This is a genomic window from Burkholderia sp. MS455 (assembly GCF_016899445.1).
In the GTDB taxonomy this organism is placed as follows: Bacteria; Pseudomonadota; Gammaproteobacteria; order Burkholderiales; family Burkholderiaceae; genus Burkholderia; species Burkholderia pyrrocinia_C.
Map to the genome: position 1 here is coordinate 465,593 of NZ_CP041779.1, position 17,622 is coordinate 483,214.

Annotated in this window: 18 protein-coding genes; 9 read left to right on the forward strand and 9 right to left on the reverse strand. The window is 66.7% G+C overall.

Annotation, left to right across the window (positions count from 1 at the left end):
- Positions 1 to 123 precede the first annotated feature (123 nt).
- Positions 124 to 2,292, reverse strand: a complete 2,169-nt coding sequence (locus tag FPJ27_RS21285) for a M1 family metallopeptidase (RefSeq protein WP_204425610.1) — start codon at positions 2,290 to 2,292, stop codon at positions 124 to 126.
- Positions 2,293 to 2,306: 14 nt separating this feature from the next.
- Here FPJ27_RS21285 and FPJ27_RS21290 point away from each other — a divergent pair, with 14 nt between their 5' ends.
- From FPJ27_RS21290 to FPJ27_RS21310, 5 genes are all read left to right on the forward strand, one after another.
- Positions 2,307 to 2,519: a hypothetical protein gene (locus FPJ27_RS21290; protein ID WP_161785072.1), complete on the forward strand. Its 213-nt coding sequence runs from the start codon at positions 2,307 to 2,309 to the stop codon at positions 2,517 to 2,519.
- 416 nt (positions 2,520 to 2,935) lie between these two features.
- Positions 2,936 to 3,430, forward strand: a complete 495-nt coding sequence (locus tag FPJ27_RS21295; RefSeq protein ID WP_034183694.1) for an LEA type 2 family protein — start codon at positions 2,936 to 2,938, stop codon at positions 3,428 to 3,430.
- Between the two features lie 166 nt (positions 3,431 to 3,596).
- A complete protein-coding gene (locus tag FPJ27_RS21300) occupies positions 3,597 to 3,929 on the forward strand; it encodes a YegP family protein (protein WP_072442988.1) in 333 nt (110 codons plus the stop codon).
- Positions 3,930 to 4,063: 134 nt separating this feature from the next.
- Positions 4,064 to 5,197 (forward strand): class I SAM-dependent methyltransferase, encoded by a 1,134-nt coding sequence (locus tag FPJ27_RS21305; RefSeq protein ID WP_204425612.1) that lies wholly within the window; start codon positions 4,064 to 4,066, stop codon positions 5,195 to 5,197.
- Between the two features lie 89 nt (positions 5,198 to 5,286).
- Positions 5,287 to 6,177: an SAM-dependent methyltransferase gene (locus tag FPJ27_RS21310; RefSeq protein WP_034183749.1), complete on the forward strand. Its 891-nt coding sequence runs from the start codon at positions 5,287 to 5,289 to the stop codon at positions 6,175 to 6,177.
- A gap of 49 nt (positions 6,178 to 6,226) precedes the next feature.
- On the opposite strand, the gene FPJ27_RS21315 is transcribed toward FPJ27_RS21310, so the two are convergent.
- Positions 6,227 to 6,799 carry a DUF1415 domain-containing protein gene (locus FPJ27_RS21315; RefSeq protein WP_096472334.1) on the reverse strand — a complete coding sequence of 191 codons (573 nt, stop codon included), beginning with the start codon at positions 6,797 to 6,799 and terminating at the stop codon, positions 6,227 to 6,229.
- Positions 6,800 to 6,875: 76 nt separating this feature from the next.
- Positions 6,876 to 7,499: a TetR/AcrR family transcriptional regulator gene (locus FPJ27_RS21320; protein WP_204425614.1), complete on the reverse strand. Its 624-nt coding sequence runs from the start codon at positions 7,497 to 7,499 to the stop codon at positions 6,876 to 6,878.
- Between the two features lie 220 nt (positions 7,500 to 7,719).
- Here FPJ27_RS21320 and FPJ27_RS21325 point away from each other — a divergent pair, with 220 nt between their 5' ends.
- The 3 genes from FPJ27_RS21325 to FPJ27_RS21335 all read left to right on the forward strand — a co-directional run bounded on the left by FPJ27_RS21325 (position 7,720) and on the right by FPJ27_RS21335 (position 11,208).
- Entirely contained in the window at positions 7,720 to 9,003 is a 1,284-nt protein-coding gene (locus FPJ27_RS21325) for an MFS transporter (RefSeq protein WP_175963253.1), read from the forward strand.
- A gap of 156 nt (positions 9,004 to 9,159) precedes the next feature.
- Complete coding sequence (locus tag FPJ27_RS21330) at positions 9,160 to 9,765, forward strand: nitroreductase family protein (RefSeq protein WP_072442998.1); 606 nt, start codon at positions 9,160 to 9,162, stop codon at positions 9,763 to 9,765.
- Between the two features lie 192 nt (positions 9,766 to 9,957).
- Complete coding sequence (locus tag FPJ27_RS21335) at positions 9,958 to 11,208, forward strand: Hsp70 family protein (RefSeq protein ID WP_204425616.1); 1,251 nt, start codon at positions 9,958 to 9,960, stop codon at positions 11,206 to 11,208.
- 95 nt (positions 11,209 to 11,303) lie between these two features.
- Here FPJ27_RS21335 and FPJ27_RS21340 read toward each other — a convergent pair whose 3' ends face one another.
- Complete coding sequence (locus FPJ27_RS21340) at positions 11,304 to 11,507, reverse strand: cold-shock protein (RefSeq protein ID WP_034183701.1); 204 nt, start codon at positions 11,505 to 11,507, stop codon at positions 11,304 to 11,306.
- A 421-nt stretch (positions 11,508 to 11,928) separates the two neighbouring features.
- Between FPJ27_RS21340 and FPJ27_RS21345 the strand changes: the two genes are divergently transcribed.
- Complete coding sequence (locus FPJ27_RS21345; protein WP_111015414.1) at positions 11,929 to 13,527, forward strand: APC family permease; 1,599 nt, start codon at positions 11,929 to 11,931, stop codon at positions 13,525 to 13,527.
- Positions 13,528 to 13,636: 109 nt separating this feature from the next.
- Here the strand turns inward: FPJ27_RS21345 and FPJ27_RS21350 are convergent, their stop codons facing one another.
- From FPJ27_RS21350 to prfA, 5 genes are all read right to left on the reverse strand, one after another.
- Entirely contained in the window at positions 13,637 to 14,428 is a 792-nt protein-coding gene (locus tag FPJ27_RS21350) for a class III extradiol ring-cleavage dioxygenase (RefSeq protein ID WP_034183703.1), read from the reverse strand.
- 210 nt (positions 14,429 to 14,638) lie between these two features.
- A complete protein-coding gene (locus FPJ27_RS21355; protein ID WP_034183704.1) occupies positions 14,639 to 15,235 on the reverse strand; it encodes a UbiX family flavin prenyltransferase in 597 nt (198 codons plus the stop codon).
- A 24-nt stretch (positions 15,236 to 15,259) separates the two neighbouring features.
- Entirely contained in the window at positions 15,260 to 15,571 is a 312-nt protein-coding gene (gene grxD / locus FPJ27_RS21360) for a Grx4 family monothiol glutaredoxin (protein WP_011883132.1), read from the reverse strand.
- Positions 15,572 to 15,638: 67 nt separating this feature from the next.
- A complete protein-coding gene (gene prmC, locus FPJ27_RS21365) occupies positions 15,639 to 16,481 on the reverse strand; it encodes a peptide chain release factor N(5)-glutamine methyltransferase (RefSeq protein WP_204425618.1) in 843 nt (280 codons plus the stop codon).
- A gap of 7 nt (positions 16,482 to 16,488) precedes the next feature.
- Positions 16,489 to 17,571, reverse strand: coding sequence for a peptide chain release factor 1 (prfA, locus tag FPJ27_RS21370; protein ID WP_034183706.1), 1,083 nt, complete (start codon positions 17,569 to 17,571; stop codon positions 16,489 to 16,491).
- Positions 17,572 to 17,622 lie beyond the last annotated feature (51 nt).

Here is a 17,622-nt window from a genome sequence, read left to right on the forward strand (position 1 = left end):
GGCGTCGGGCGATAGCGCCGCGCCGAAAGAAAAAAGGGCCTCGCTCGCGAGGCCCGTCAAAGGTCGGGAGGCGGTACGCCGGCCGGCGCCGCAGGCTGCGCGGCGCCGGCCGGACGCGCACCGTTACTGCGTCACTACCTTGCGCGGCTTGAAGATGCCCTGGTATTGCAGGGCCGGGCGTTCCTTCGTCGCCGGCGCGATGCCGCCGAAGGTCGGCGTCTGGCGCAGCTTCATCGCGGCCGGCGAAGCGACCGAACCGATCGACGTCGAGCGCGAAGCCGGCGCGAGGTTGTTCGCGACCAGCAACGCGGCCTCGCTCTTCAGGTTCGACAGCAGCACCGGATCGGACGAGCCGTTGACCTGCGTGAGCAACCCGCTCCAGGCCGCGTCGCTATAGTTCACGACGTAGTAGTCGAGCCCGCTCGGGTCCGCGACCACGCCCGTGCAACCGTCGATCCGCGTTTGCGTCTGCGTGTCCTTCAGCGCGAGCGTCGTGCGTTTCGCGAGACCCTGGCCGTACGCGAGCGTGATCGGCACCGTCCACTGCAGGCCCGGATACGCGTTCTTGTTCGGGAACGGCTGCTGTTTCAGCGTGACGACCGTCTGGTTCTTCGTCATGTCGCACTGCGTGTCGAGCGAGATCAGCGGCACGCCGGTCTGGCGCACGTAGCTGTCGCCGATCGGGCCGACCGACTGGCCGCTCTCCTTCGACAGCGCATCCCACAGGCGCTTCGGCGTGCCGTTGCCGAACGAGTAGTCGACCAGGTACTGTTGCAGACCCTTGCGCAGCGTCTGTTCGCCGAGATAGTTCTCGAGCGTCTTCAGCACGTGGCCGCCCTTGTCGTACGTGAACGCGCTGGCGCTCAGCACGAAGTCGTTCGACGCCCAGTCGTTGAAGTTGGGTGCGACCGGGAACGCGTTCGGGCCGATGTCACGATTGATCACGCGGTACTTGTTTTTCACCTGGTCGAGCCAGCTGAACTCGTCGGGGAAGAACTGGATCGTCGTCTTCGTCTCGAAGAACGTCGCGAACGATTCGTTGAGCCACACGTTGTCCCACCAGTCGGTCGTGACGAGATCGCCGAACCACTGGTGCGCGACTTCGTGCGTCAGCACCTCGTTGCCGTAGCGCGACATCGGCTGGCCCGGCTGCGGCAGGATGTCGTCGGCGAACTCGAGGATCGACCCCCAGTTCTCCATCCCGCCGAAGTTCAGGTCCTTCTGCTCCTTGAACGCGTCGTTCGCGGCGACCGTGTCGAACTTCGTCAGCGGCAGCGCGATGCCGGTGTAACGGTAGTAGTAGTCGAGCGCCTGCTTGGTGCGGTCCATCGCCGGCTTCGCCCAGTCCTTCATGCCCGGCGGCGTGAACACGCGCAGGTGCAGGCCGCCCTTGCCGCCCGGCAGCGGGCTCGTGAAGTCGTCCTCGTAGGTGTCGAACAGGCCGCCGCCGAAGAACAGCAGGTACGACGGCATCGGCGGGGTCTTCTCGAACTGCACGAGCTTGTAGCCGCCGCCGACGCTGGTCGACGGCTTCTCGGCCGCGTTCGACACGACCCGCCAGTTCTGCGGCACTTCGGCCGTCACTTCATAGGTCGGGCGGAATGCCGGCTCGTCCCAGCCCGGGAACCACTGGCGCGCGAGGTTGGTTTCGCCCTGCGTGAGGATCGCGCCGCTCGTCGTGCCGTCGGTGCTCTTCAGGTCGACGCGGAAGATGCCTTCCGCCGCCGAGCAGCCCGGATACGGATCGTCGCCGCAGCTGCCGCCGGTGTGGTTGACCGGATCGTCATACGACTTGAAGTTGATGATGCCCGACCACTCCATGTGCAGCGAATAGTTGCCCGGCGCGATGGTCCCGCTCGGCGGACGCAGCTGATAGAAGTCGCCCTTGTCCTGCGGCGTCGCGATCAGCTGGATGTTGCCCGGCTGCAGCGTGATGCGGCCGTTCGTGAACTTGATCCGGTGGCCGGCGATCACGATGTTGTTGACCGGCTTCAGCACCTTGATCTCGACGTCGGCGCGGCCGTCGAACGCGTTCAGCGCTTCGTTCGGGCGGAACCACAGCCGGTAGTTCACGGGTACGACGGTGTCCGGCAGCTCGACAGGCGACACGCTCTTGTCGACGTTGGATGCGCTCGGCGGCGCGGTGACGGCGGGCGACGAGCCCGAGTGCGGCGCGCCGGCGGAGCTGAGCGCGGAAGCCGAGCCCGCGCCGCCGTCGTCGCCGCCGCACCCGGCGAGCGCGAGTGCGGCGACGAGCGGCAGATAACGCATCTTGCGAATGTTGATCGACATGACTGAAACCTCGATTGTTGAAAGAATCGTTCAGTGCTGCGAAAACGCCGGCAAAAGCAATCCCCTCGCCGTTAATCAACAGCGATGAAAATGCCAATGACGGATTATTCGAAAAAGACGGCGGCCGACTACGTGAAGGTAATCATGGTTTACTGCCCCCTCTGGATTTCCGGATGTCGGTTAACTTGCCGGTTCAAAATGGACGGGCGCGTGTTGTACTGAATTGATTTCGCGCGCACGACACGGGGCCGCACGCCCGGCACGGGCGCGCAATCCCTTTGAACCGACGACCTACGGGGCTGGCCGGGCCAGTCCGCAGGACGGAAGGAAGGCGGGTTGCCGTTCCGTAAATTCGCCGTCATGCGGTTTCAAGGTTTGTCGGCCAGCTCGAAGGATGCGTAAATATACTTGATGGTTTTAGGTAAAGGAAACGAAAAATTTAGAAGATGCATCTATTGAATTTTTCCCGCTTCATTGAATGCTGGAAGTCATTAATACGCTTTCCGTTTGGCTGGCGGCTTCGTAGTTTTAATCTATTAACGATCTGGCGAGGCTGCGAAAACTACGAAACCCGGCGTGCCACGGCACGCTCGGTACAATGCATCGACGACCCGTTCACCGATTGCCGCGAGGAGACCTTCCGATGCCACGAGCCCTGTTCCGTATCGCGCCGCTGCGCGCCGTGCTGCTGCTGTTTGCCGCCGTGTTCCTGCTCGGCGGTTGCGCGGGGCTGACGCGCGACCCGGTGCGCGTGTCGGTCGCCGGGCTCGATCCGCTCGTCGGGCAGGGGCTCGAGATGCGTTTCAGCCTGAAGCTGCGCGTGCAGAACCCGAACGATGCGCCGATCGAGTACGACGGCATCTCGGTCGCGCTCGACCTGAACGGCACGCCGTTCGCGAGCGGCGTCAGCGATCGCTCGGGCACCGTGCCGCGTTTCGGCGAGGCCGTGCTCGACGTGCCGGTTTCCGTGTCGGCATTCGCCGCCGCGCGGCAGGCGTGGAACCTGCCCGGCGCGGCTGCGAACGGCGAGCTGCCGTATGCGCTGCGCGGCCGGCTCGCCGGCGGCGTGCTCGGCACCGTGCACTTCAACGACGCGGGCACGCTGCGCCTGCCCGCGATGCCGGGATGGGGCGGATAGCCCGCGCGCCGCGCGGATGCCGGCGTCATCCCGGACGAAGCGGCGCGCGCCGGCCCTGACGATTCCTGACGATTGAATTGCATCGGCCTTGCGTTTTCCCGGCGGGATCGCGCTTAAACTGGCCGGGTCCGGAGGGCCGGACGAACTTTCACTCGAGGGGATCCCAATGGCAGCGAAATTCGTCATCAAGAAAGCGAGCGACGGTCAGTTCCTGTTCCACCTGAAGGCTGGCAACGGCGAGATCATCCTGCGTAGCGAGCTTTACAAGACCAAGGCGTCGGCGGAGAACGGCGTCGCGTCGGTGCGCAAGAACGCGCCGGACGACGCGCGCTACGAGCGCAAGACCGCGAGCAACGGCCAGTTCATGTTCAACCTGAAGGCCGGCAATCACGAGGTCATCGGCACGAGCGAGCTGTACAAGGCCGAAGCGGGCCGCGAGAACGGCATCGCGTCGGTGAAGCAGAACGCGCCCGACGCGGCGCTCGACGACGAGACCTGACGCGCGCGTCCCGGGCGGCGGTGCGTGCCGCCGCCCGCGCTTTGCCGCGCGGGCAAAGCGCGGTATGGTGTGAGCCGCGCGGCGCCCGCAATCCGGTCGCGCCGCCCGTTGAAGCCAACCGTAACCGAGTTCGCGTGACCGATTTCCCCGTTTTCCACTGGACCGACGCCGACGGCGCCGATCATGCCGTGCGCTGGCGCTCCGAAGCCGGTGTGCAGCCGCCTAAGCGCGCGGTGCCCGCCGACGACCGCCTCACTGCCGACGCGGCCTACCGCCTTGCGTGCGAGGGCACCGCGCTCGTCTGGCAGGGCGACTTCCAGAATGCGCGCCAGCTCGTGCAGGCGATGGCGCGCCGCGTCGAGCGCAAGCCGAAGAAGGCGCAGGCCGCGGCCGGCGTCGACGCATTCAACCTGCATCGTCTCGCGCAGTCGCAGCGTGCCCGCACGCTCGGGATGCTGCTGATCCCCCTCGACGCCGACTACACGATCCCGCTGCGCCGCGCGCCCGACGTGCGTGCCGCATGCGAGGAGGCGTACGGCCCCGGCGGCGCGCCGTCGGTCGTGTCGCTGCGCGAACTGCTCGGCCTCGTCGGCGCGCATGAATGGCGCAAGAAGGGCGTGCCGATCCCGGCGCTCGGCGGCGCGCCGATCCATCCGCACTACGGCGTGTTCTCGCCGGTGCGCGGCGAATATGTCGAGCTCGTCGCGCGCGCGCCGCTGCCGGCGACGTCGCTCGCGTTCGACATCGGCACGGGCACCGGCGTGCTCGCGGCCGTGCTCGCGTCGCGAGGTGTCGAGCGCGTCGTCGCGACCGACCAGGATCCGCGTGCGCTCGCCTGTGCGCGCGAGAACGTCGCGCGGCTCGGTCATGCGGATCGCGTCGACGTCGTCGAGGCCGACCTGTTTCCGGCCGGCCGTGCGCCGCTCGTGGTCTGCAACCCGCCTTGGGTGCCGGCCCGGCCGAGCGCGCCGATCGAATACGCGGTCTACGATCCCGACAGCCGCATGCTGCGTGGTTTCCTCGCGGGGCTCGCCGCACATCTCGAGCCGGGCGGCGAGGGCTGGCTGATCCTGTCCGATTTCGCCGAGCACCTCGGCCTGCGGCCGCGCGACACGCTGCTGCAATGGATCGACGAGGCGGGCCTCGTCGTGCTCGGCCGCGACGACATCCGCCCCGCGCACCCGAAGTCGGCCGACGCCGACGATCCGCTGCATGCGGCACGCCGCGCCGAGGTCACATCGTTGTGGCGGCTCGGCGCCCGAGCCTGACCGCGCATTTTCGGTAAACTGTCACTCTCCCTCACGAATTCCCGCCGCCGGGCCGTGGTCGACCGACCGTGGCCCGGCGCCGCATCACGATGTCGAACAAGACCCACGAAATCCGCCCGGAGCAGTCCGTCGAGCTGCTGAAGGAACTGCACATCCTCACCCGCGACGGGAAGCTGAACCAGGACAGCCGCCGCAAGCTGAAGCAGGTCTATCACCTGTTCCAGTTCATCGAACCGCTGCTTGCCGGCGTGCAGGCCGACAAGGGCAGCGTGACGCTCGTCGATCACGGCGCCGGCAAGTCTTATCTCGGCTTCATCCTGTACGACCTGTTCTTCAAGCAGCAGCCGGGGCACGGCACGCCGGCATTCGCGTCGCACGTGTACGGGATCGAGACGCGCGAGGAGCTCGTCACGCGCTCGGCCGAGCTCGCCGCGCGGCTCGGGTTCGGCGGCATGTCGTTCCTGAACCTGTCGGTCGCCGATTCGATCACGTCGCCGCAGCTTCCCGAAACGGTCGACGTCGTCACCGCGCTGCACGCGTGCGATACGGCGACCGACGACGCGATCCGCTTCGCGCTCGCGAAGCGCGCGCAGCACATCGTGCTGGTGCCGTGCTGCCAGGCGGAAGTCGCGGGCGTGCTGCGCCGGAACAAGGGCAAGTCGCTCGCGAACGCGCTGACCGAGGTGTGGCGGCATCCGCTGCATACGCGCGAATTCGGCAGCCAGATCACAAACGTGCTGCGCTGCCTGCAGCTCGAGGCGCACGGCTACCAGGTCAGCGTGACCGAGCTGGTCGGCTGGGAGCATTCGATGAAGAACGAGCTGATCATCGCGCAGTACAAGAACCTGCCGCGCCGGCGGCCAGGCGAGCGGCTGAACGAGATCCTCGGGATGTTCGGGCTCGCCGAACTGAACGAGCGCTTCTTCGTGCCGGAGGCCGCGGCAGCGGGGGGCGAGGCCGTCGAGCCGGCCGAAGGCTGACGCGCGCGCGGGCCGAACCGCGTAGCGGCCGGCGCGAGCGCGCGGCGCATCAGACGTCGTCTCCCGGCCGGCGCATCCATTCGCGCCAGCCGTCGTGGCCGAGGCGGCGCAGCGTTTCCTGATTCTTTTCGTAGATCGCGGACGCGTCCGGGAACGCGTCGACCGCGCGCGCGATGCTGTCTTCGCGCAGCAGGTGCAGGATCGGATACGGCGCGCGGTTCGTGTAGTTCTCGATGTCGTCGGGTTCGCTGCCTTCGAACCGGTATTGCGGATGGAAGCTCGCGATCTGCAGCACGCCGTCGAGCCGCAACTGCTGCACGAGCCGGTCGGCGAAGAACAGCGCATCGTTGTAGTCGACGAAATCGGCGAACGCATGCGGGAAGATCACGAGCGTCGTGTCGACCTGCTGCGGGTCCGCCGCGTCGAGCGCGCGCAACTCGGTTTCGAGCTCGGCGAGCGCGTCTTCCAGCGTCGTCGCTTCGCTGATCGCATAGCGCACCTGTTCCTTCACATAGACGCTTTTCGCGAACGGGCACAGATTGAGCCCGATCACCGCGCGCGCGAGCCAATGCCGCGTGGCGGCGAGGATATCGTCGTGCGATTCGGGGCGGGTGTCGGTCATCGTGAAACCAGTTGGGCGGTGGAGCGGAGAGGGCCGCATTGTAGCGGGCACGCCGGGTTCGGGCGTGCGCCGCCCGTCATGCGCACGCGGCTTCGATCAACTGCGTGACGAGCGCCGGCGCGATGCCGATCGGCGTTTCGCCGTGCCGGTAGGTCTGGCTCGCCGCGTAGATGCCTTCGACCACCAGCGCGAGCGCATCGGCGAGCGCCTGCGGCTGCCGTGCGCCGGCGTCTTCGCACAGCGCGACGAGCCGCTTCATCAACTGTTCCTTGTTCTGCGCGACGCGCTCGCGCGCCGGGTGCGACGCATCCGGGAATTCCGCGGCGACGTTGACGAACGGACAGCCGCGATAGTCCTTCTGCGTCGCGCGCTCGGCAAGATCGACGAAATACTGGATCAATTGCGCCTTCGGCTGGCCCGGATGCTTGGCGACGCTCGTCTCGAGGCGCTCGAAGAAGCACGTGTCCATCCGCTCCAGGTACGCGAGGATCAGCTCGTCCTTCGACGAGAACTGGCGGTACAGGCTCATCTTGTTGACGCCCGCGCGCTCGACGACCGCCTCGACGCCGACCGTGCGAACGCCTTCCCTGTAAAACAGCTCCTCGGCGGCGCGCAGCAGGTGCTCGTGCGCGGTGGCCCCGTCGATCGGACGGCGCGTGCGGCGCGCCAGCGGCGGTTTGGCGGCTTCGATGCCGGACATGATGACCCTCGACTACGTGATGAATTGCTTGACATGTTACCGACTGGTAACTACGATCGCAACACAGTTGTGACCGGTCGGTAACAATGTTGGCCGGATCGACAGACAAATGCCAAGCGTCGGCCCGGGTCAGCCGATGCAGTGTGCGGCGGAGGTGGCCTGGCTGGGTGAGGCGGAGCAGGTGCGATGGCGCCGGAGCCGCCAACTGGAGAACATGACGATGAACTGGGCGGTGACACGAATCGGCGGGCGCTTCCACTACGGATGGCTCGCGGCAGCGGTGGTATTCCTGATCCTGCTGGCGGCAGCCGGCACGCGCGCGACGCCGAGCGTGCTGATGGTGCCGCTCGAGCGCGAACTCGGCTGGAGCCGCGCGGCGATTTCGCTGGCGATCTCGGTGAACATCGCGCTGTACGGGCTGACGGGGCCGTTCGCGGCCGCCGCGATGCAGCGCTTCGGGCTGCGCCCGACGATCCTCACCGCGCTCGTGACGATGAGCGCGGGCGTCGCGCTGTCGTCGATGATGACGCAGAGCTGGCAGATGGTCGTGATCTGGGGCCTGATGGTGGGCTGCTCGACGGGCGTCGTCGCGCTGACGCTGTCCGCGACCTTCGTCACGCGCTGGTTCCATGCGCGGCGCGGCCTCGTGATGGGCATCCTGACCGCGAGCACGGCCACCGGCCAGCTCGTGTTCCTGCCGATGCTCGCGGCGATCGCGCAGCGCCATGGCTGGCGCCCGGTCGTGCTCGTCGTCGCGGTGGCGGCCGCGATCGTGATTCCGCTCGTCGCGTTCCTGCTGCCCGAACGGCCGACCGACGTGCAGTTGCGCCCGTACGGCGAGCCGGCCGATGCGCCGCCCGCGCCCGACGCGACGAAGGAGAACCCGCTCGCGGTCGCGTTCCGCACGCTGCTGATGGCGAGCCGTTCGCGCGATTTCTGGCTGCTGTTCTTCAGCTTCTTCATCTGCGGCGCGAGCACCAACGGCTATGTCGGCACGCACCTGATCGCGATGTGCAGCGACTACGGGATGACCGAAGTGCAGGGCGCGTCGCTGCTCGCGGCGATGGGCGTGTTCGACCTGTTCGGCACGACGCTGTCGGGCTGGCTGTCCGATCGCTACGACAATCGCGTGCTGCTGTTCTGGTATTACGGGCTGCGCGGGCTGTCGCTGATCTACCTGCCGCATGCGTTCGGTATCGATTTCTTCGGGCTGCCGCTGTTCGCGATGTTCTACGGGCTCGACTGGATCGCGACCGTGCCGCCGACCGTGCGCCTCGCGACCGACGTGTTCGGCAAGGCTGCGGCGCCGGTCGTGTTCGGCTGGATCGTCGCCGGCCACCAGCTCGGCGCGGCATTCGCGGCGCTCGGCGCGGGGCTGCTGCGGGCGAGCCTCGGCACCTACACGATCGCGTCGATGATCTCGGGCGGGCTGTGCATCGTCGGTGCGCTGATCGTGCTGCGAATCAACCGCGGCCCGTCGCGTGCGGCAGCGCAGGCAGCCTGAGCACGGTGGCCCGGCCGGCCGCACCGCATGCGGCCGGCCATTGCAGGTACGGTGATTTGCATAGCCCGGGAGGATCGGGCGCGCAACCGCTCAAGCGGGTATGCTTGCGGTTCGCCAGGCGTTCGCGCCCCTTCATCGATGTCAGCGAGGAACTGCATGTCCGTCAAACCTGCTCCCACCACTGTTTCGATTCACGATCTGATCGCGGGCCGCTGGAGCCCGCGCGCCTATTCGGATGAGTCCGTCAGCGCCGGCGATCTGCACGCGGTGCTCGAAGCCGCGCGCTGGGCGCCGTCCGCGTACAACGCGCAGCCGTGGCGCTTCATCGTATTCGAGCGCACGCAGGACGAAGACGCATTCAAGCGCGCATTCGCGACGCTGGTGCCGTTCAATCAGGGCTGGAATGCGCCGGCGCCCGTGTTGATCGCGGTGACCGCGCATACGCTCACGCCGAAGGGCGAACCCGCGCCGACCGCGCTGTACGACGCGGGCGCCGCCGCGATGTCGCTGGTGCTGCAGGCGCACGCGCTCGGCCTCGCCGCGCACCAGATGAGCGGTTTCGACGTGAAGGCGTTCCGCGACGCGTTTGCGATTCCGTCCGACGTCGCGATCCTGTCGATCATCTCGCTCGGCCACTATGGCAACGTCGACAAGCTCGATCCCGTGCTGCGCGATCGCGAGAAGGCGCCGCGTACGCGCCATGCGATCGGCGAGGTCGTGTATGCGGGCGCGTGGAAGAAGAGCTTCGACGCGGCAGCCTGACCTGCCGGGCGGGCGGGCGGCAGCATCGCCGCACCTCGTCCGCGCATATCCGCGGCGCGCCAGGCCGCGCGCCGTCGTCGCCGAAGCCCGTTCCGCGGCACCGGTGGCGGGCCCCGGTTGTGATCCCGCGGGCTTCATGTTAAAAAGCCCGTCCTTTCCGTTTTCGCGCCGGCCCTGCTGCGGCAACTTCCCATGACTTACTGCGCGATCGATTTCGGCACGTCCAATTCCGCCGTGGCGCTGCCCGACGGCGACGGCATGCGCCTCGCGCCCGTCGAGGGCGACCACCTGACGCTGCCCACCGCGATCTTCTTCAACAACGACGAGGAGACGGTCGAGTACGGCCGCGCGGCGCTGGCGTCCTATATCGACGGTTTCGACGGCCGGCTGATGCGTTCGATGAAGAGCATCCTCGGCTCGCCGCTCGCGGAAACGACGACCGATCTCGGCGACGGCAGCGCGATCGCGTACACCGAAATCATCGCGCGCTTCCTGACGCACCTGAAGCGCAAGGCCGAAGTGCGCGCGGGCGCGCCGATCGGCCGCGCGGTGCTTGGCCGGCCCGTGTTCTTCGTCGACGACGATCCGCGCGCCGACCGTCTCGCGCAGGATCAGCTCGAGGCGGCCGCGCGGTCGGTCGGCTTCGCGGACGTTCACTTCCAGTACGAACCGATTGCCGCCGCGTTCGATTACGAATCGCGCCAGCAGGCCGAACGCCTCGTGCTCGTCGCCGACATCGGCGGCGGCACGTCCGACTTCTCGCTGGTGCGCGTCGGGCCCGGGCGGATGGCGCGGCTCGAGCGCAAGGACGACGTGCTGGCTCACCACGGCGTGCACGTCGCGGGCACCGACTACGACCGGCGTGTCGAGCTGGCGGCGATCCTGCCCGCGTTCGGCTACCGTTCGCTCGACCCGGAAGGGCGCGAACTGCCGAACAAGATCTACTTCGATCTCGCGACCTGGCACCTGATCAATACGGTCTACACGCCGAAGCGGCTCGGCGAGCTGAAGCTGATGAAGCACCTGTACCAGGATCAGCAGCAGTACGACCGGCTCACGAGCGTGGTCGAGCAGCGGCTCGGGCATGCGCTGATGGCGCGCGCGGAAGAGGCGAAGATCGGCGTCGCGGCGGGCGGGGAGACGATGATCGACCTGAACGACGTGGAAGAAGACCTGCTGATCGCGTTCGACGCCGATCGTCTCGTCGATGCGAGCCGCGACGACACCGCGCGCATCGTCGATGCCGCGCGCGAGACGGTGCGGCTCGCGGGCGTTGCGCCGCGCGACGTCGGCGCACTGTATTTCACCGGCGGCTCGACGGGGCTCGCGTTCCTGTCGGGTGCGCTCGCGGGCGCATTCCCGGATGCGCAGCCGGTATTCGGCGACCGCCTCGCGAGTGTCGCGACGGGGCTCGGCATTCACGCGCAGCGGCTGTTCGGTTGAATGTAGACAGCCGCGTTCCACCGTGCCGGATTGGCGCGGAAAAACAAAAAGCCCCGCCGAAGCGGGGCTTTTTTACATCAAATCTCGCGCAGAACTTACAGCGGCTTGATGTTCGCAGCTTGCAGACCCTTCGGGCCCGTCTTCACTTCGAATTCGACCTTCTGGTTTTCTTGCAGCGTCTTGAAGCCTTCGGTGCGGATTTCCGAGAAGTGCGCGAACAGATCGTCGCCGCCGCCTTCCGGGGTGATGAAGCCGAAGCCCTTTGCGTCATTGAACCACTTGACGGTACCGGTTGCCATGTTACTTGTTCCTAAAAAGATAAAACGGGGCCGAAGCCCATGGGGTGCGGAAAATCAAGGAAGGGGGTAATAGGACCAACCGGAGTACCGTTGATGGGCGAACTACGAAAGAACCAATTCACTCGCCGCTTGAAATCCTGCGAAGTCCTTTATACGGCTAATCGATCGTGTGGTCAACCGTATTTCCATGCTCTCAGGGTTATTGCGTAGATCAGGTTTACAAAGCTTGCGAGCGATGCGAATTTTTTGTAGGGGACGAACGATTTTGGCGCCACGTTCGAGGTGCAACCGTTAAACTACGCGCCGCGCGGACGGGTTGCCCCGATCGGATGACTCGTCCCCCCAAGAATGCGTGCGCGGTGCTGTCCGAGCCGATCCCGGACTGCGGGCCGACCATGCTTTTTGAGACACAGGAGAGGATGTGAAGAGTTCTATTCAACGGAACATCGGCCCGTTTGCATTGATGCTGACGGGGCTGGGTTCGATTATCGGCTCGGGCTGGCTGTTCGGCGCCTGGAAGGCCGCGAAGATTGCCGGTCCGGCGGCGATCTGCGCATGGATCATCGGCGCGGTCGTGATTCTCGCGATTGCACTGACTTACGCCGAACTGGGCGCCATGTTCCCCGAGTCGGGCGGCATGGTGCGCTACGCGCGCTATTCGCACGGTTCGCTGGTGGGCTTCATCAGCGCATGGGCCAACTGGATCGCGATCGTCTCCGTGATCCCGATCGAGGCCGAAGCGTCGATCCAATACATGAGCACGTGGCCGTATCCGTGGGCGCACAGCCTGTTCGTGAACGGCGAGTTGACGACACCAGGGCTGCTGCTGTCGGCCGTGCTGGTCGTCATCTACTTCATGCTGAACTACTGGGGCGTGAAGGCCTTCGCGCGTGCGAACACCGCAATCACGATCTTCAAGTTCCTGATCCCCGGCCTCACGATCCTCGGCCTGATGCTGACGAGCTTCCATTCGGAGAACCTCGGCACTGCATCCAATGCAAGCTTCGCGCCGTACGGCTGGTCGGCGGTGCTGACCGCGGTCGCGACGAGCGGCATCGTGTTCGCGTTCAACGGCTTCCAGAGCCCCGTGAACCTCGCGGGCGAAGCGCGCAATCCGTCGCGCAGCGTGCCGTTCGCGGTGATCTCGTCGATCCTCATCGCGCTCGTGATCTACGTGCTGCTGCAGGTGGCCTACATCGGCTCGGTGAATCCGGCCGACGTCGCGCAGGGCTGGTCGCACTTCAATTTCTCGTCGCCGTTCGCGGAACTCGCGATCGCGCTGAACCTGAACTGGCTTGCGATCCTGCTGTACGTCGACGCGTTCATCAGCCCGAGCGGCACCGGCACGACCTACATGGCGACGACCACCCGGATGATCTACGCGATGGAGCGCAACAACACGATGCCGAAGATGTTCGGCAACGTGCACCCGCTCTACGGCGTGCCGCGCCAGGCGATGTGGTTCAACCTGCTGGTCTCGTTCATCTTCCTGTTCTTCTTCCGGGGCTGGAGCTCGCTCGCGGCGGTGATCTCGGTCGCGACGGTGATCTCGTACCTGACCGGCCCGATCAGCCTGATGGCGCTGCGCCGCGCGGCGACCGACATCGAGCGCCCGCTGTCGATTCCGCTGATGAAGCTGATCGCACCGTTCGCGTTCGTCTGCGCGTCGCTGATCCTGTACTGGGCGAAGTGGCCGCTGACGGGCGAAATCATCCTGCTGATGATCGTCGCACTGCCGGTGTATTTCTACTTCCAGGCGAAGTCGGGCTGGACCGGCTGGGGCGCCGACCTGAAGGCCGCATGGTGGCTGGTCGCGTACCTGCCGACGATGGCCGTGCTGTCGCTGACGGGCAGCAAGGAATTCGGCGGTCACGGCTATCTGCCGTACGGCTGGGACATGCTGATCGTTGCCGCGATTTCGCTCGTGTTCTACTTCTGGGGCGTGAATACCGGCTACCGGACCCAGTATCTCGACGAGCGCGAGTCGCACGACGAGATCCTCGAAGGGGTCGGTGTCTGACGCGTGACCTGCCGCCGGATCCGGCGGCGGCAGGAAGCAGCGAAAAAAACCCGCCCGGGCAATGCCCGGGCGGGTTTTTTGTTTGTTGTCGCCGGTTGTCTCGCGGAATTCAGGCGGCCGCGCTCGCGAACACGTAGTTCGTCATCGCGAGCACGCGCTGGTAGGTGCCGAGCGACTGGATGCCGAGCTGGTAGTCGTCGTCCGCCGCGCCGAGCGCCGTGAACACCGGCAGCAGATGTTCGTCGGTCGGATGCATCAGCGCCGCATGCGGTGCCTGCCGGCGGTAGTCGAGCAGCGCGTCGACGTCGCGCGCGGCGAGCTTCGCCTCGAACCAGTCGGTGAATTCCGCCACGCGCGGGTCCGCATCCTCGGGCGCCGCGCCGAAATCGGCGGCACGCAGGTTGTGCGTGATCTGGCCCGAACCGATCACCATCACGCCTTCGTCGCGCAGCGGCCGCAGCGCGCGGCCGAGCGCGAAGTGATGGGCCGCGTCCGCGCGCGGCTGGATCGACAACTGCGCGACCGGCACGTCGGCCTCCGGGAACATCAGCAGCATCGGCACCCACGCGCCGTGGTCGAGCCCGTGCTCGGTCGTCGCGGTCGCGATGCCCGCCGCGTTCAGCAGCGCGGCCGCGCGCTCGGCGACGTCGGGGGCGCCCGGCGCCGGATAGCGGATCTCGTACAGTGCGCGCGGAAAGCCGTAGAAGTCGTGGATCGTTTCCGGGTGCGCGGCGACGCTCGCGACCGGCTGTTGCGTGCCCCAGTGCGCGGACAGCATCAGCACCGCGCGCGGGCGCGGCAATTCGGCGCCGAGGTGCGTGAACGCACCGGACGGCAGCGTCGGGTCGATCGGCAGCGTCGGCGCGCCGTGGGACAGGTACAGCGAAGGCAAGCGGTTCATGGCGGTGGCCTGCAAAAGGGTTTGCCTGTGACTATAGGCGTGCACCGTGCATTGATAAATCTGCGCCGCGGAATTTGATTGATGCTTGTTTGTTGATAATCGTCGCGATGCAACGCGCTCTGGTGCGGATGGACGTCAGTACGCGTGAATTCTAATGAGTTGACGATTGAATCGGCGAAGATGAACGAAGAAGCGGGGGCGGCGATCGGCTTACTGCGCGTGCCGGATGCCGGCCCACGGCGTCGTCAGCGGTGCGCTGAGCGCGAACAGGTCGAGCACGCGGGTGACGGTCTGATCGACGAGCTCCTCGATCGTCTTCGGCATCGCGTAGAACGCGGGCAACGGCGGAAAGACGATGCCCCCCATTTCGGTGACGGCGGTCATGTTGCGCAGATGCGCGAGGTTGAACGGCGTTTCGCGCACCATCAGCACGAGACGGCGGCGTTCCTTCAGCGTGACGTCGGCCGCGCGCGTGATCAGGTTGTCGGACAGCCCGTGCGCGACGCTCGCGAGCGTCTTCATCGAGCATGGCGCGATCACCATCCCATCGGTTGCGAACGAGCCCGACGCGATCGTCGCACCGACGTCGCGCACCGAATGCACGACGTCCGCACGGCTTTCGACATCGGCCTTCGGCAGCTTCAGTTCATGCTGGATGTTGAGCCAGCCGGCGTTCGAAATCAGCAGATGCGTTTCGACGCCGCCGGCGGCGCGCAGCAGATCGAGCAGCCGCACGCCGTAGATCGCACCGGTGGCGCCGGTGATCGCGACGATCAGCCGGCGTGGCGGCGCGCTGGGAGATGCCATCGAAAGGGGAGCGGGTGGGGCGTGTTACGCGGCGGCGAACAGTTGCTGCAGCTCGCCCGACTGGTACATCTCCATCATGATGTCCGAGCCGCCGATGAATTCGCCCTTCACATAGAGCTGCGGGATGGTCGGCCAGTTCGAGAATTCCTTGATGCCCTGGCGGATTTCGTCGTCCTCGAGCACGTTGACCGTCTTGAACTGGTCGACGCCGCAGGCCTTCAGCACCTGCACCGCGCGGCCCGAGAAGCCGCACATCGGGAATTGCGCGTTGCCCTTCATGAAGAGCACGACCTGGTTTTCGTCGACGATTTGCTTGATACGTTGTTGGGTGTCCATGACTGACCTTGCGTTTGCGGGGCGTTAGATCGAAATGATAGCGGATTTCAACCGGGCGGGCCGGGCATCAGCCCGGCAGGCGGCCACCGGTCGTGCGTTCGATCGCAGCCAGATCGGCGAGCGATTCGACCGCGACGAAACCGTGCGACGACAGCACCGCGCGGACTGCTTCGGCCTGGTCGTAGCCGTGCTCGATCCACAGCGTGCCGCCCGGTTTCAGGTAGGCGCCGGCGCCCGCGACGATCGTGCGGATCGCACTGAGGCCGTCGGCGTCGTCGGTAAGCGCGCCGCGCGGCTCGAAACGCAGGTCGCCCTGCGCGAGGTGCGGATCGTGCTGCGCGATGTACGGCGGGTTGCTGACGATCGTGTCGAATGCGAGCGCCGGATCGAGCGCCGTGTACCAGTCGCTCTGCAGCCAGTGCAGTGGGCCGCCGGGGCGGTGCGCGTCGAGCAGCTTGCCGGCGTTGCGTTGCGCGACTGCGAGCGCGGCCGGCGAACGGTCGAGCGCCCACACGCGTGCGTCGGGACGCTCGGCCGCGATCGATACGGCGATCGCGCCGCTGCCGGTGCCGAGATCGAGCACGGCCGGATGCGGCAGCCCGTCGATCGCGTCGAGCGCGGCTTCGACGAGCAGTTCGGTTTCGGGGCGCGGGATCAGCACGTCGGGCGTCACGTCGAACGGCCGGCCGAAGAATTCGCGCATCCCGACGAGCTGCGCGACCGGTTCGCCGGCCACGCGGCGCGCTTCGAGCGCGCGATAACGTTCGACCGCGGCAGCGTCGAGCGGTGCGTCGCCACGCGTGATCAGTTGCGTGCGGGTCCAGCCGAGCGCGTGCGCGAGCAGCACGCGCGCATCGACCGCGTCGAGCGGCGACGCGCGCAGCAGTTCGTCGGCGGTGGTGTCGGGCATCGCGGCCTCAGTCGGCGTCGCCGAGCGACGCGAGCAGTTCGGCCTGGTGCTCGCTGACGAGCACGCCGATCAGTTCGTCGAGATCGCCGTCCATGATCGCCTCGAGCCGGTACAGCGTCAGGTTGATCCGGTGATCGGTCATCCGGCCTTGCGGGAAGTTGTACGTGCGGATCCGCTCCGAGCGGTCGCCGGAGCCGATCAGGCTCTTGCGCGTCGCCGCTTCCTTCGCGTGCTGCTCGTGATACTGCTTGTCCTTGATGCGCGCGGCGAGCACCTTCAGCGCGCGATCCTTGTTCTTGTGCTGCGAACGGTCGTCCTGGCACTCGACGACGATGCCGGTCGGGATGTGCGTGACGCGCACCGCCGAATCGGTCTTGTTGATGTGCTGGCCGCCCGCGCCGGACGCACGGAACGTATCGATCCGCAGGTCGGCCGGATTGATCTCGACCTCGCCGATCTCGTCGGCTTCCGGCATCACCGCGACCGTGCACGCGGACGTATGGATGCGCCCCTGCGTCTCGGTCGCCGGCACGCGCTGCACGCGATGGCCGCCCGATTCGAACTTCAGGCGCGAATACGCGCCCTGGCCCGCGATCCGCACGATCACTTCCTTGTAGCCGCCGAGATCCGACGCGCTCTCCGACATCATCTCGACCTGCCAGCGATGGCGTTCCGCGAAGCGCAGGTACATGCGCAGCAGGTCGCCCGCGAACAGCGCCGATTCGTCGCCGCCCGTGCCCGCGCGGATTTCGAGGAAGATGTTGCGATCGTCGTTCGGATCCTTCGGCAGCAGCATTTTCTGCAACTCGACCTCGAGGCGGGCCATGCTTTCTCGCGCGCTGCGGATCTCGTCCTCGGCGAAATCGCGCATCGACGGATCGGCGAGCAGCTCCTGCGCGGCCGTTTCGTCGCTGCGCGACTGGCGCCACAGCGCGTATTGCTCGACGACCGGGCCGAGTTCCGCATGTTCGCGCGTCAGCTTGCGGTACTGGTCGAGATCGGCCGTGACGTTTTCGCGGCTCAGCAGGTCGTTCAGTTCGGCCAGCCGTGTGGACAGCTGGTCGAGCTTGCGTTGCATGCTCGTCTTCATGGTGTGGAGCGGCGCTCCCGGGCAAGGGTATTCGGAAAGGATAGGCCGGCT

Bases quoted from the DNA above. Each gene is read 5' to 3' on its own strand.
- FPJ27_RS21285 (WP_204425610.1), bottom strand. From the start codon at position 2,292: ATGTCGATCAACATTCGCAAGATGCGTTATCTGCCGCTCGTCGCCGCA.
- FPJ27_RS21295 (WP_034183694.1), top strand. From the start codon at position 2,936: ATGCCACGAGCCCTGTTCCGTATCGCGCCGCTGCGCGCCGTGCTGCTG.
- FPJ27_RS21300 (WP_072442988.1), top strand. From the start codon at position 3,597: ATGGCAGCGAAATTCGTCATCAAGAAAGCGAGCGACGGTCAGTTCCTG.
- FPJ27_RS21310 (WP_034183749.1), top strand. From the start codon at position 5,287: ATGTCGAACAAGACCCACGAAATCCGCCCGGAGCAGTCCGTCGAGCTG.
- FPJ27_RS21315 (WP_096472334.1), bottom strand. From the start codon at position 6,799: ATGACCGACACCCGCCCCGAATCGCACGACGATATCCTCGCCGCCACG.
- FPJ27_RS21320 (WP_204425614.1), bottom strand. From the start codon at position 7,499: ATGTCCGGCATCGAAGCCGCCAAACCGCCGCTGGCGCGCCGCACGCGC.
- FPJ27_RS21325 (WP_175963253.1), top strand. From the start codon at position 7,720: ATGAACTGGGCGGTGACACGAATCGGCGGGCGCTTCCACTACGGATGG.
- FPJ27_RS21330 (WP_072442998.1), top strand. From the start codon at position 9,160: ATGTCCGTCAAACCTGCTCCCACCACTGTTTCGATTCACGATCTGATC.
- FPJ27_RS21335 (WP_204425616.1), top strand. From the start codon at position 9,958: ATGACTTACTGCGCGATCGATTTCGGCACGTCCAATTCCGCCGTGGCG.
- FPJ27_RS21340 (WP_034183701.1), bottom strand. From the start codon at position 11,507: ATGGCAACCGGTACCGTCAAGTGGTTCAATGACGCAAAGGGCTTCGGC.
- FPJ27_RS21350 (WP_034183703.1), bottom strand. From the start codon at position 14,428: ATGAACCGCTTGCCTTCGCTGTACCTGTCCCACGGCGCGCCGACGCTG.
- FPJ27_RS21355 (WP_034183704.1), bottom strand. From the start codon at position 15,235: ATGGCATCTCCCAGCGCGCCGCCACGCCGGCTGATCGTCGCGATCACC.
- grxD (WP_011883132.1), bottom strand. From the start codon at position 15,571: ATGGACACCCAACAACGTATCAAGCAAATCGTCGACGAAAACCAGGTC.
- prmC (WP_204425618.1), bottom strand. From the start codon at position 16,481: ATGCCCGACACCACCGCCGACGAACTGCTGCGCGCGTCGCCGCTCGAC.
- prfA (WP_034183706.1), bottom strand. From the start codon at position 17,571: ATGAAGACGAGCATGCAACGCAAGCTCGACCAGCTGTCCACACGGCTG.